This is a genomic window from Sediminicola luteus, from assembly GCF_040566555.1.
Lineage (GTDB): Bacteria > Bacteroidota > Bacteroidia > Flavobacteriales > Flavobacteriaceae > Sediminicola.
This window is the reverse complement of sequence record NZ_JBEWYP010000001.1, coordinates 115,979-129,935: the sequence shown is the minus strand read 5'-3', so window position 1 is coordinate 129,935 and position 13,957 is coordinate 115,979. Positions and strand designations below refer to the sequence as shown.

The following is a 13,957-nucleotide window of genomic DNA, read 5'->3' as shown; positions in this document are numbered from 1 at the left end:
TTTAATTTTTAATAAAATGGTCCTCATAATAATTATGGGGGTAATAAAGAACAGTCTAAAATGAAACCATTCATTCTTATTTTAATGCTTTTTGTTGGGCAAATGATGCTTGGTCAAGTAGCTTCTGGGAAGCTTCTGGATGAAAATAAAGATGCCATAGAAGGAGCTTACATTTTTAACCATATTAGGGACAAACATACTCATACAAATGAACTGGGATCTTTTAAATTAAGAGATACCTATGTTGGAGATACTTTAATAATAGGGGCATTGGGTTTTGAAAAACTACAATATATACTTGAGACCAAAGATATGGACAAGCCTTTGTTGTTGGTCCTCAAGGAAGATCTCTATCAATTGGAAGAAGTGATTATCAGACCAAACGTAAACGGCATCAATGTTGTTGCTGAAATCGACTTAAAAACGGCACCTGTAAAATCCTCCCAAGATCTATTGCAAAAAGTTCCAGGATTGGTAATAGGGCAACATGCAGGAGGAGGCAAGGCGGAACAGTTATTTTTAAGGGGTTTTGATATAGACCATGGAACGGATGTAGCCATTGCCGTTGACGGAATGCCTGTTAATATGGTTTCACATGCCCATGGACAAGGCTATGCCGACCTGCATTTTGTTATTCCAGAAACATTGGACAATATAGATTTTGGAAAAGGTCCCTACTACGCCGATCATGGTAATTTTGGGACTGCGGCTTATGTGGATTTTGGCACCAAACAGCGCTTAAAAAAGAACACAGTCCAATATGAATATGGAGAATATGGGTGGAATAGAACTTTGGGGATGTTCAATTTGTTGAACGATGACACCAATGCGGCCTATGTGGCCACAGAATTGATCCAGTTTGATGGTCCTTTTGAATCACCACAAAATTTTTCGAGACTCAACATTTTTGGAAAATATACCTCCAGATTAAGTGATAATGGGCTATTCTCTCTTTCTGCCTCCCATTTTACCAGCACCTGGGATGCTTCGGGACAAATACCACAACGGGCGGTAGATAATGGCAGTATTTCCCGTTTTGGTGCTATAGACGATACGGAAGGCGGCTCTACAGAACGAACCAATTTCAATGTCTCCCTGAAAAAGGTAGTGGATGAAGACACCTTTATAAAAGCCAATGCCTTCTATTCCAATTACAAATTTCTGTTATTTTCAAACTTTACATTTTTCCTGGAAGATTCAATAAATGGAGACCAGATCAAGCAACAGGAGGAAAGGGATGTTTTTGGACTTTATACAGAACTGAATAAGAACTTAGACTTCATGGATATTCCCGTGCAGTTAAAAGTGGGAGCTGGTTTTAGGACAGATGATATTCAGGATAATGAACTATCACGAACTCTGAACAGAAAAACAACCTTGGAAAATATTCAACTTGGGGATGTTAGGGAAACCAATGTTTTTGGATATGCCAATCTGGAATTCAAATGGAAAAAATGGATGGTGGCACCAGGATTAAGGGTAGATGACTTTAGCTTTAATTATGTAGATGCACTGCGACAAGAATACCAAAACCAATCTGTAAACAAAACCAAAGTTTCACCAAAATTGAACATTGCCTACACTCATTCCAGCGACCTTCAGTTTTTTCTAAAATCGGGTATAGGCTTTCATTCTAACGATACCCGTGTTGTTGTGGCACAAGAAGGTAATGACATTTTACCTGCAGCGTATGGTACGGATTTGGGGACTATTTGGAGACCTACCAATAAGCTACTGGTCAACGCCGCGGCTTGGTACCTTTATTTGGAACAGGAATTTGTATATGTAGGCGACGCGGGGATTGTTGAACCCAGTGGTAAGTCAGAACGATTTGGACTGGATGTGGGGCTTAGATACCAATTTACGGATTGGTTGTTTCTCAATACGGATGCAACGTATACACACGCCAGAAGTATAGAAGCCCCAAGAGGAATGGACTATATCCCCTTGGCGCCCGACTTTACCCTGGTTAGTGGTTTGAGCGTTGTTAATTTGGGAAGGCTATCCGGAGGTCTTCGATTCCGATATTTGGATGATAGGCCTGCCAATGAAGATAACTCCATCATTGCCAAGGGATATGCCGTAACCGATATCAACGCCAATTATCTTTTGAGCAAGAACCTTTCCTTGGGACTTTCCATAGAAAACCTATTTAATACGGAATGGAACGAAACACAATTTGCAACCGAGTCAAGGTTGGAAAACGAAAACACCTCCGTAGAGGAGATACACTTTACACCAGGCACCCCATTCTTTATAAAAGGGAGCTTGAGCTATACATTTTAATGATAAGGCGCTAAGCGATGTGGTAGCTTAGTGGTTTTTAGGTGGACACCGCGGCATTTATGCCGCGGTGTTTTTTTTTGATTAACGGTCAATTTATTGGATAAAAAACAAAACCCCTAATGATTGTAAATCGTAAGTATTTCAAATTGGAAGATCGGGCTAAAGCCCAATTTATTAACAATAACCCAAATATTTTACCTAATGGACTACTATCTTTTTTCGCTCTGGATCTATTTTATGTTACATACTATAGTACGTATATATTTTGCTCAATTAAGTCTTCAAAGAATACTTAAGCGCGAATCTAAATATGTAGTAAACTGGAATTCAAAGGTTTAAATATTGCATTGACCTACTTTAATTTTGCTTTGGCTTCAGGCTTCCAATAATATTGGAAGCTTTTTTATTTGAGTTTATCAACTTAGCACCTTGTTTTTGTAAGAATCTTAAGAAGATATTAACAATTTTTGTAGGAAATATTGGTTGAAATACATATTTTTATCGTTCAAGTGTATTGACCTACGTTCCTTTTGACATTTAACAGAAACGAATATTCAGTATAAGTTTTATAATCAACTCTTTTTTGCAAACCTAAATCTATATTATTATGGCTTACATCCTATTTTTTATTTGGCTGGCTTTAATGGTATTTTTTGGAGGTTTAATATTCTTTGCATATAGATCTTTGCAACGAATATTGAAAACGGGCAAATAAACAACTTAGTAAGGTTTACTGAAAAAGGTTCTTGTCTGCTATTGATCTCCAATAGTATTACAAATTATCTGCAGTGGTAAACGCTTATTTAGTTGTTATAATGAAAGCTCCCCCACGAATACTGAGCAAAAAAAAATCTTTTGAAGACTTTAAGGAATTTACTCCTTAGTACCTTCAAAAGATTTTTTTATTTAAGGTGATTTCTGTTTAAACCGCTCCTAGTGTATATAGTTGTTCCAAGTTAGGGGATTCACTACCTCCAGCTGGTTCCAAGGTGATACCAAATGCTTCTGATTCATTAGGGTTGGCAAAGGCAAAAACCTTATTATCATCGTTCTTAAAGTCTTCCAATAGACCCATACTAGTTGGGGTAAGCGGACTTAATTTTAATGACCAAACCTGATAGACCATTCCATCTGGTGGTTCAGGTAGTCCTTGGGCATCTATGAAAACTTTTTGTTCTGCCTTGTTCCAATAGGCCTTGGCATAGGAGGTTGGAGATACTGTTTGACCGCCTAAGGCAATCACCTCTATGTTCTTATCCCGTATAGTGTTGAGTAGTTCCTTTGATTTTTCTAAGGATGTATTCGCCTCAAAAATCTGCTGTTCCAAAACCTCATTGGTTTGTGAAGCTACATTGATCTCCGATTTTAATTGCGTATTTTGATTGTACATCCACAACATCCCTACTGCAAGAAGAATGGAAGCTGCCCAGCCAACATAGGTAAACCATTTGGTTTTGCTATCGGTCATTGTTATGACTTTTGTGTCGCTTAATGCTGCTATCCTACTCATAATATCACTAAACCCTTTATTGCCAGAGCGCACAGGTGCTGCGGCCTTGCTTAGGGCCAAGATGGCCGCTTCTATGGCCAAAATCTCTTCCTTTATTTCGGGATATTGCTCTGCATTCCGGGCTATTTCTAAGTTTTCTTCCTCAGAGAGCGTACCAGCAACGTAGAGTTCTAAAATTCCTGATGTTATATATTTGTTTACGTCCATTTTATATCGCTATATTGCCCCTAATCTGTGAAATACAATTTCTATTTCTTGTTTTAACCGTCCCCACGGGAATTTCCAATTCTTCTGCTGCCTCTTTCTGAGTATATCCTTTAAAATATAGAAGTTCAATTATTTGAACACACTTTTCCTTTAAATTCTTCAACAGGTTCTGGATTCCAATTGTATCCATTTGACTATTAAGGTCATCTTTGCTTTCAAGTATACCTACGAAAAAATCAGAGGATAGGTTTTGTTTACTGTTCTTATATGATTTTGATCTTAATTCATCAATTGCAGCATTACGGGCAATATTCATGATCCATGTAAAAAACCGGCCTTTGGAAGCATTATAGCTTTCTGCATTGTTCCAAGCCTTCATAAATACATCTTGACAAATTTCTTCGGCAAGATCTGTGTTTTTTACTATGGTATTAATGACTCCGCATATATTTTCAGAATACATGGCATAAAGCTTTTCAAAAGCTTTCATGTCCTTAGACTGAAAATGTGATACTAATACCTCTAATTCCATTTAGTTTTTTTAGGATTGAAAGATAAAAAAAAAGCTACTTATTTAAGTAGCTTTTTTCTTCCTTATTGCTTCTTATTTGAACTTATTGAATAATACCTGTACAACTTACCCTGGCACCGGCATCACCTGAAGGTTGAGATACAAAATCGTCCACCCCTTGGTGTACAATGACTGCCTTACCTACAATATTCTTTGTCATGTCCTCACAACCTATGCACCACTCATCCGTTTCAAATTCTACAGTGGCATTACCGGCCTCATCTGCTGTGAAATTGCCAATGTCTCCTCTATGGTATCCTTCGGCAGCTCCCCATTTTCCGTGATCTTGAAATGTTGGGTTCCAGTGTCCTCCAGTAGATTTTCCATCGGCCGAGGAACAATCTGCCTTTTCATGGATGTGGATGGCATGCTCTCCAGCTGTAAGACCAGTAAGATTAGCTACCATTTTCACCATGCCATCAGTTTGGGTAAATGTAACATCTCCAGTTACCTTGCTATCACTTTTAGGTTCCATGTTGAATTTAATTACCTCTTCGGTAACCTCTTCATTTATTTCTTGCATCGTCTCTTCCATCTCGTCAGAAGCATCTTTGGCTTCTTTTTTAACCTCTTTACAACTATAAGTAAGAGCTACAATGGCTATTAGAGACATTAATTTTATTTTTTTCATAATCCTAAATTTAAAATTTCGATTAAAGTTACATATAATTTAAAGTCCATTCAATCATAAGGGCTATAGTTTTCCCAATTTATATCCAATTGTATTCACTCATTTTTTTATCAGCTAATTATTGGATGATTAGGGTTAATCCATCAAACTCGATAAAATTTGGGTAGGACTTGTCAAAGTCTTATGTACTGGACATTTATTGGCTATTTCAAGGATTCTTTCCCTTTGTTTTTTATCCAATTCCCCAGTGAGTTTAATTTCCCTTCTATAAGTATCAATGGTTGAATTTGATTCTTCTTCTTGGGATTCACTTATAATTGCTGATTTTCCATAAGAAGTATGCACCTCCACATTTTCAACGTTCCATCCTTTTCTCTTGGCGTACATCTGGATGGTCATTACTGTACAAGCTGTCAATCCTGCTGCAAGTAATTCATGTGGCGAGGGACCATAATCTTCTCCGCCAACAGCTATAGGTTCATCGGCCACTAGATAATGGGAGCCAACTTTCATCTGGGTGGTAAACCCATCATTGGCATCTAAACTTCCAACAACCTGATGTTTTGTTCGTAAGACGGTGGCATCAGGATTTTCCAAATATCTTTTGCTCCATGCAGCAATGACTTCCCCTGCATATTGCGAATCGTTTTTGTCCATTAACAGGTGGTCTGCATTATCTAAAGAAACAAAACTTTTTGGATGGTGAGCTGCTTTATAAAGTGTTTCAGCATGTCCAACCCCAACAGTCTTATCCAGAGGTGAATGAAGGAAAAGGATGGGTACCCTTAATTCATGTACCAAATCAAGAAGGGATCGATTCTCTAGATCATCCAAAAATTGTTTTTTAATGGTAAAATTCCGTCCCCCAAGATTGACTTTTGCCTTTCCAGTTTCTTGAATCTCTGCAAGATCATTTTTCAAAAGCCCTTTTACATGTGCTGAATCTGAAGGGGTACCAATGGTGGCTATGGCTTTAATCCCCGTAATCTTTTCTGAAGCTAGTAATGCAGCTACGCCTCCTAAAGAATGACCAATGATGAGCGTTGGTGCCTTATAGTTCTCTTTTAAAAAGGTCGCCGCAGATAATAAATCAGCCACATTACCAGAAAGATTGGTATTTGAAAAATCCCCTTCGCTTTCACCCAATCCGGTAAAGTCGAAACGAAGTACACCAAAACCCTTTTCTGTTAAAGCTCTACTGATATTCTTTACTGCCAATAGATTTTTATTGCAGGAAAAGCAGTGGGCGAAAAGCGCAAAATTATGGGGTTGTTGATCGGCAGGTAATTCAATACGACCCACCAAGGAAACTCCTTCGTTGTTTTTAAAAGTGACTTTTTGAAGATTCATTTATTCTTTCTTTTTTCTTAGGTCGGGATTAAAGAACACACCTATCTGTATCCTATCAAAATTTCCCGAGTTAAAGTGATTTTTCAGATACCCCAATTGCACACTGCTGTTTTCGGTAATGTGAATTCCAAGTGCTGCATATAGTCTGTTTTGACCAAAGGCATTGTCTTGAAGATTGATGAAAATCTCATCATAAAAATTCAGAAAAAATGTATCTGTTAAGGGTAAGGTGGCCTGAAGGCGATAACGGGCACGGTGTTGGGTGTCTTTTTCATTGTTTCTAAACGACTTATTGTCTATAAAACGTTGCTCCAAACGGTACCTATGTTCAATAAGAAACTCCCATAACTTGTTTTTTAGAATCAGTTGTTCAAAGATTCGATGTTCCAAAATTTCATTTCCGAGGAAGGTGAAATCATCCTGTAGGGCTGCTGTTTCTTCAAAAGTGGGATCCGTATCTATATAACCATATCCAAAAGTTGCTATGGCATTTTCATTTATATGATAGTTGAGTCCTGTTCGCAGGAGTAATTGATTAAAATTGCCGGTAGTCTCATAGTATCTAAATTGGGCTTCCGTATGGATACTCAATTTGTCGGAAATTTTATTGGTTCCAAAATACATATACCATGCCCCAAATTTATCTTCTCCTGTTTGCTGGGCGTTGGTACCAATAGTTAGTATTAGGGCAAGAATTGTAATGATTTTCTTCATAGTACTATTAAAATTTAAGCTTCCCGTTCTGAAATTCAAAAGGGGAAGCTTTTTGTGTTGAATTTAATTTATTAATTGTCTGATTTCATTTCTATTTTGGAACCATCCTGAATAGGGTTGGTTTTTTCCTTTTTCAAATAAACATCCAAGAACTCCAATACTTTTCCATAAGCGGTGATCTGATTTTCTTTTTTCACAAACCCATGACCCTCATCTTCAAATAACACATATTCCACTGGCACACCGTTCTTTTTTACGCCAGCAACAATCTCATCGGACTCAACCTGCAGTACACGAGGATCTTTGGACCCTTGCAGTACAATTAGAGGCTTGGTAACCTTATCAGTATGGAATAGCGGGGATATCTGTCGTAAACGTACCGAATCGGCGCTATTAGGGTCACCCAATTCTTTGTAAAGGGCCTCTTTTTGGGCCTCCCACCAAGAAGGAATGCTTCTCAAGGTCCTTATCCAGTTGGTGACACCAAATAAGTTTACCCCAACGGCAAACTCCTCAGGGGTATAGGTCAATGCGGCCATCGTCATATAGCCACCGTAGGAACCCCCGATGATCCCAATCTTGGAGGCATCGATTTCAGGTTGTTTGGCAAGCCAATTTTTCCCTTCCACACAATCCTTTAAGTCCTTATCTCCATGATTAAGATCGTCCATTTGATAAAAGGTCTTGCCGTAACCACTACTGCCCCTATTGTTTACCGCAAGTACAGCGTAGCCATGGTTCACTAGGTATTGGATAAAGGAACTAAAGTTTTGTCTCGATTGGCCTCCCGGGCCCCCATGTACCCACACGAGGGCAGGCACCTTATTATCTGCCGTGGCTTGATGTGGCTTGTAATAGATGGCGGGGATTTCCACACCATCAAAAGAAGTATACCGGATAACCTCTGCGTTAACCAGATCCTGACCTTGAATTTCCTTATTCAGAACATCGGTAAGTTGAACCTGTTTTTTGGTCTCCAAATTATAAACATATAGGTTAGAGGGAGTGTGTGACCCTCCTGCATAGAAACGCATCAATTTTTCATCATCTGAAAAAAGAACATTGTTAATATCCATGCCGTCAAATGTGGGCAATTGAATATTTTTGCCAGTTGCCACCTCCATAACTTCAATAGCATTCTTTGCATCTTCGTTGATATAAGTCACCTGATACCTGCCATTTTCGGTAAAATAACTGCCTACAATATCCCAATTACGCTCCATGACCTTTTCATGCGTCTTGTCCGAAATATTATATTTCATCAGATAGGCAAATTCAGCCCCATCATCTGTAGTATAAAATAGGGAGGTACCATCTGGGGAAAAATCTTCCCCGCTGTTGGCACTTTGGTTCTGGTTTATTTTGGCCATGGATTTGTCTTTTCGATTGTAAAGAAACAAATCCGAATCGTTGGTGTTGATTGGTTTTATTAACGTCACAAAGTTCTTGTCATCGGAAATTGGACCAATATAATAGCCTCCTTCATTCTTGTACAAAAGAGTAGGAGTGAAGGTCTCCAAATCCATTTCATATAGATCAGTAAACCTTTTGTCTCGTTTATTGGACGTATACAAAAAGCCTTTTTTGTCCTTTGTCCACCCATAGAATGAAGCCCTCGCCCCGGTATCCGGGGTAAGGTCTTTATGGGTGCCATCGGTATTCCTTATATAGATGTGGTCTATCTCATCTCCATTGTTATCCATATTGAAGAGCATGCGCTCATCATTTGGAAAATAGGATATGGCAAAAACCGAGGAACTGTCCGAAGTGGAAACAGGCATTAAATCACCCCCTTCAACCGCAACGGTATACATATTATATATTCCAGAACGATTGCTGGAAACCAATAATTTGGATTGGTCAGGGGAAAAACTACCCCCATTGATGGACTCGTTATCCATCATCTGTTCTATGGTGTAGGTTTTAAGATTGTCCGCAATACTGGGTGTGGAACTTTCTTTTTTCTCCTTACACCCCCAAATAAGGGCTATGGATAAAAGGGTGATGATTTTTTTCATATTCTTTGTTTTAGTTCATCATGAATTTTTTGGTTTCCTTAAAAGGAGAATTATCCAATTGCTCAATGGATACCTTATAGTTCTTCCATTTATCATCAAAAAAGGTGTTGGTTGCTTCCAAGGCCTTTGCTAGCTCCTCTTCGGCATATTTCACCAATTGTATTTCCGTGGCGGTAACCCCTGTTTGTCTGCTTTCTACATAACCACTGGCCGCTCCAATGCGTTGCATCACCGTAATTTCAGGATTCCTAGTAATTCCTTGGCGCTTGTCATCTTTTCCAAGATATAGGGCCAAAACCGTGTCAATTTCCTTCACTATGTCCACAGACGCCTTGATCTGGTCCTTGTACTTCTCTTTGTCCAGCTCCTTTAAATCCTTTTGGGTTTGTTCAGCCACGGCCTTGCTTTCCACCAATTGTTTCACGGCATCTGCAGCAGTCTGGGCATAATCTTCCAATTTTTTAGCAGTTTCATATACTTCGTTAATGGAAGCTGTGGATACTGTTAACCTTGGATCGGATTTTACTTCAATCATGGTTTCGTCCGTAGCTTCACCATAAGAGATTACTATTTTATAGGTACCTGGTTTTACCCTAACACCACTAGGCTCGCTTTTTCTTTTGCTTACTTTTCTAGAAGCCCTGTCCGGACCTTTTTCATCCATTCTCCAATAGATTCTATGGAATCCGGCCTTTTCTGGGGTTTTATATTTTAAGGTTCTGATCAAGCGGTCACCATCGTAAAAGTTAAAGGCTATGGAGTCTTTGGTTTTTACATCCTTTTTTTCTTCCTCCTTGGAATCCTCTCCATCATTATCCTCCTTTTTATCCTCTTTTGCATCAGCTTTTTTACCTTCCTTCAAGTAATAGGTGATCATAGCTCCTTCTTTTCTATTCTCACCATTATATGTATCATCGGCCCCAAACCTACTACCGGTAGGCTGCTGGTATGCTGCCTGATAGGCGGTTGGAGGTGAGAAGATCGAAATATCCTTGGATAAAATTGTCTTATCAGAGGTTATAGCTCGTAATGGGCGTATATCATCCAATACCCAAGCGGCCCTTCCAAAAGTACCAATCACCAAATCTTGCTCTCTTGGATGAATCACCAAATCTTTGGTAGATACAGTTGGGAACCCTTCGGTCCATTTCTGCCATTTTGCACCTGCATCCATAGAAACATATAACCCGTCATCCGTTCCCAAGAACATGAGATTAGGGTTTTCAGAATCTTCAATAATGGATAGGGTATAGCTTGCTACATCCGATTGATCTACAATGCGTTCCCATGTTTTTCCATAGTTCTTGGTTCTGTACGCATAAGGAGTATAATTGAATCTTCGGTAATCGTTGGCGATTAAAAGTGCTTCTCCCTTATTTCTGCTGGATGCCTTAATTTGCGGAATCCAACTACCACTGGGAAGACCTTTAATATTTGTTGTTACCTCTGTCCAAGTGGCACCGCCATTTTGAGTGTAGTGAACGCGTCCGTCATCTGTACCGATCCACATCATGTCCTTTTCCACAGGAGATGGTTCAATTACCAAAATAGTACAATGGTTTTCTGCCCCTGTAGCATCCATGGTCAATCCGCCACTTTCGCTTTGTTTTTGTTTTTCAGGGTCATTGGTGGTCAAATCCGGGGAAATAACGGTCCAAGTCAGACCTTTATCAGTGCTTTTGTGTACAAATTGGCTGCCGAAATAAACGGTACTGTTGTCAAAAGGATCTTGCCCGATCCCAGAATTCCAGTTGAAGCGTAGTTTTGTTTCCGCATCCGGTGGGGTAGGTCTTACAATGTAATTGTTACCAGTCTTCCAATCATAGCGGGAAACATATCCCTGTTGACTCATGGCATAACCAAATTGGGAATCATCCTTGTCTGGCACCACATCAAATCCATCACCAAAAGCAATCTCCTGCCAATAACTGTTGCGGATCCCCTGGTCTTTCCAAACATACGCTGGTCCTCTCCAAGACCCGTTGTCCTGCATCCCGCCATATACATTGTAAGGGAACTCATTGTCTGTACTAATATGATAAAATTGGGCTGCCGGAAGGTTTCCAATAAAACGCCATGATTGGCCTCCATCTTTGGTAATATTCATTCCACCATCATTTCCATCCATCATAAAATTACCATTCTCTGGGTGTATCCACCATGCATGGTGATCTGGGTGAACCCCATTGTCCACACCATAAGCAGGCATTAATTCCTTGAAATTCTTTCCGCCATCCTCTGAAACATTGATGTAAGTAAATACAGAATACACCCTGTTTTCATTTTGTGGATCTACATAGATTTCGGAGTAATAAAATGGCCTATTGCCTATATCTTCCTTGTCATTAATTTTTTCCCATTTAAACCCTCCATCCGTGGATTTGTAAAGGGCATTTTTTTTGGCTTCGACCAAGGCGTAGACTACATTGGGTTTGTTCCTGGCGATTGCAACACCAATTCTACCCAGTTCTCCTTTTGGCAACCCTTCTTTTTCGGTCAGTTTTTTCCATGTTTTTCCTCCATCATGGGTCATATGAAGGCCACTGCCCTCACCACCAGATTTAAAGAACCATGGGTCTCTTTTATGCTCCCACATGGCAGCGATCAATTTATTGGGATTTGTAGGATCCATTACAAGATCGGCAACCCCCGTTTTATTATTGACAAAAAGAATTTTCTCCCAGGTAGCCCCTCCGTCCGTTGTTTTGAAGACCCCTCTTTCTGGATGTTCTCCCCAAGGAGACCCAATGGCCCCTACATAAACGGTATTTGGATCTGTTGGATCTATGACTATTCTATGGATGTGCCTTGTTTTCTCCAATCCCATGGAGGTCCAGTTTTTACCACCGTCCAAAGATTTGTACACACCATAGCCACCATTTAAACTATTCCTTGGGTTTCCTTCCCCTGTTCCTACCCAGATAACAGATGGGTTGGACTGTTGGATGGCTACCGCCCCAATGGAGGCAGTTACCTCTTTATTAAAAATAGGTTCCCACTTGATGCCACCGGAGGTAGATTTCCATAGGCCTCCAGAAGCAGTTCCTACGAACATTACATCAGGATTTTCGTGTACCGCATCAATCGCCGTAACACGCCCGCTCATTCCAGCCGGACCGATGTTTCTAGGTCTTAAATCTTGGACCAAGTCCATTGTGAATTGTTGTGCAGATAAGCACAGTGATGCGAATAACATCACTAAAGGAAGTAATTTTTTAATCATCTTTAATTTGGTTAATTAGTCGTTTTAAAGATAACCAAATCTAACTACAGAATTCTTAAAGGTCTGTTAAGGAATTCGTTGATGATGGCATATTCAAACTGGGATATCGAAGGATTGAATATGAACTATTTTTAGTATCCCTTTGTGGGCTAGTTGATTAGATAACTGCTTTTTTTTATTCAGTCCCCTCTATGTTTTTATAGATGATCCCATCTTTCATTACAAATTTAACATCCTTCATTTTAGAAATATCTAACAATGGATTACCCTCTATAGCAATGATATCAGCAAGCAAGCCCTTTTTGATTTCGCCTAGGTTGTTTTGATGGAAAATACGTGCGTTGCCTGATGTTGCTGCCTGTAAAGATGCTAGTGGAGTCATTCCATAAGCTACCATAAGTTCCAGCTCCCTTGTATTTTCACCATGGGTAAATACCCCAACATCACCACCAAAGACGATATCCACTCCAGCTTGTAAGGCCAGCTTGAAGGACTCTTTTTTTGCTGTAATTCGGTCCGGCTCCGTTCCAGTTGCCTTATCCCAGCCGTTGTATTGTTCTATGGCATCACCAGCTGCCAAGGTAGGGCATAGGGCCACTCCTTTTTCCTTCATCAATTTAAAGATTTCAAGCGTACCGCCATCGCCGTGCTCAATGGTTTCAACGCCTCCTAAAATTGCTCTGCGCATCCCTTCTGGGGTTCCGGCATGTGCCACGACATACCTCCCTGCACTAGTTGCGGTGGCCACCATTGCCTCTATTTCCTCCAATGAGAATGTAGGTTGGGACGGTTCCCCTTTGCCCCAACGGTAATCGGCATATACTTTAATAAAATCGGCCCCATTCCCCATTTGCCTGCGAACGGTTCTTATGACCTCCTCCTTGCCGCTAGCTTCTTCGGCCCCAAGAGGAACGTCCACCCCATCGTGAAAGCCTTTTGGACCATATGCACCAGTAGCTACTATGGCCGGACCTGCTACCAAGAGCCGAGGGCCATTTATGATCCCTTCCTCAATAGTCTTTTTAAGATAAACATCACTATAACCTGCACCCTCAGCCCCCAAATCGCGCATGGTGGTGATCCCCGCCATGAGTGAATTTTTGGCATGGACCGTTCCTCTAATGGCTCGTTCCACTGGAGATTCCTTCAATACTTGATCGTTCCATGAGGTTTCGTTATAAGGATGGAGCAACAGGTGGGAATGACCTTCTATCAATCCTGGCATTAAGGTCATTCCTGTTAGATTTATTACGGTGGTATAAGACAAAGGTTTTAGATCTCCTTCCTTGCCTGCGAAAGCAATGGTTGTACCCTTCACCAAAACGACCCAATTATCATGGACTGTTTTCCCATCAAAGACTCTATCTGGTCGTAACAGGGTTTGTGCACAGGTTAAAGAAGAGGTCATAATGGCAATAAGGGTAATGGCGATTTTCATTTTAGTATG

General features: G+C 40.1%; 9 protein-coding genes. 1 reads left to right on the top strand and 8 read right to left on the bottom strand.

The features are described from left to right. Nucleotides 1-60 precede the first annotated feature (60 nt). A complete protein-coding gene (locus tag ABXZ32_RS00540) occupies nt 61-2,286 on the top strand; it encodes a TonB-dependent receptor (RefSeq protein ID WP_354616742.1) in 2,226 nt (741 codons plus the stop codon). Between the two features lie 922 nt (nt 2,287-3,208). Here ABXZ32_RS00540 and ABXZ32_RS00535 read toward each other — a convergent pair. The 8 genes from ABXZ32_RS00535 to ABXZ32_RS00500 all read right to left on the bottom strand — a co-directional run bounded on the left by ABXZ32_RS00535 (nt 3,209) and on the right by ABXZ32_RS00500 (nt 13,948). Beyond that, on the bottom strand, nt 3,209-4,003 hold the full coding sequence (locus ABXZ32_RS00535; RefSeq protein WP_354616741.1) for an anti-sigma factor: 795 nt from the start codon (nt 4,001-4,003) through the stop codon (nt 3,209-3,211). A 1-nt stretch (nt 4,004) separates the two neighbouring features. Next, entirely contained in the window at nt 4,005-4,535 is a 531-nt protein-coding gene (locus tag ABXZ32_RS00530; RefSeq protein ID WP_354616740.1) for an RNA polymerase sigma factor, read from the bottom strand. 82 nt (nt 4,536-4,617) lie between these two features. Further along, nucleotides 4,618-5,205 (bottom strand): superoxide dismutase family protein, encoded by a 588-nt coding sequence (locus ABXZ32_RS00525; RefSeq protein ID WP_354616739.1) that lies wholly within the window; start codon nt 5,203-5,205, stop codon nt 4,618-4,620. Between the two features lie 135 nt (nt 5,206-5,340). Beyond that, nucleotides 5,341-6,555: a bifunctional alpha/beta hydrolase/OsmC family protein gene (locus ABXZ32_RS00520; protein ID WP_354616738.1), complete on the bottom strand. Its 1,215-nt coding sequence runs from the start codon at nt 6,553-6,555 to the stop codon at nt 5,341-5,343. Beyond that, on the bottom strand, nt 6,556-7,269 hold the full coding sequence (locus ABXZ32_RS00515; RefSeq protein ID WP_354616737.1) for a DUF2490 domain-containing protein: 714 nt from the start codon (nt 7,267-7,269) through the stop codon (nt 6,556-6,558). Nucleotides 7,270-7,340: 71 nt separating this feature from the next. Next, nucleotides 7,341-9,287: a S9 family peptidase gene (locus ABXZ32_RS00510; RefSeq protein ID WP_354616736.1), complete on the bottom strand. Its 1,947-nt coding sequence runs from the start codon at nt 9,285-9,287 to the stop codon at nt 7,341-7,343. 10 nt (nt 9,288-9,297) lie between these two features. Then, nucleotides 9,298-12,507 (bottom strand): WD40/YVTN/BNR-like repeat-containing protein, encoded by a 3,210-nt coding sequence (locus tag ABXZ32_RS00505; protein WP_354617298.1) that lies wholly within the window; start codon nt 12,505-12,507, stop codon nt 9,298-9,300. A 178-nt stretch (nt 12,508-12,685) separates the two neighbouring features. Beyond that, nucleotides 12,686-13,948, bottom strand: a complete 1,263-nt coding sequence (locus ABXZ32_RS00500; RefSeq protein WP_354616735.1) for a metal-dependent hydrolase family protein — start codon at nt 13,946-13,948, stop codon at nt 12,686-12,688. Between the last annotated feature and the right edge of the window lie 9 nt (nt 13,949-13,957).

Coding starts and splice junctions, on each gene's coding strand:
- ABXZ32_RS00540 (WP_354616742.1), top strand. CDS start 61: ATGAAACCATTCATTCTTATTTTAATGCTTTTTGTTGGGCAAATGATG.
- ABXZ32_RS00535 (WP_354616741.1), bottom strand. CDS start 4,003: ATGGACGTAAACAAATATATAACATCAGGAATTTTAGAACTCTACGTT.
- ABXZ32_RS00530 (WP_354616740.1), bottom strand. CDS start 4,535: ATGGAATTAGAGGTATTAGTATCACATTTTCAGTCTAAGGACATGAAA.
- ABXZ32_RS00525 (WP_354616739.1), bottom strand. CDS start 5,205: ATGAAAAAAATAAAATTAATGTCTCTAATAGCCATTGTAGCTCTTACT.
- ABXZ32_RS00520 (WP_354616738.1), bottom strand. CDS start 6,555: ATGAATCTTCAAAAAGTCACTTTTAAAAACAACGAAGGAGTTTCCTTG.
- ABXZ32_RS00515 (WP_354616737.1), bottom strand. CDS start 7,269: ATGAAGAAAATCATTACAATTCTTGCCCTAATACTAACTATTGGTACC.
- ABXZ32_RS00510 (WP_354616736.1), bottom strand. CDS start 9,287: ATGAAAAAAATCATCACCCTTTTATCCATAGCCCTTATTTGGGGGTGT.
- ABXZ32_RS00500 (WP_354616735.1), bottom strand. CDS start 13,948: ATGAAAATCGCCATTACCCTTATTGCCATTATGACCTCTTCTTTAACC.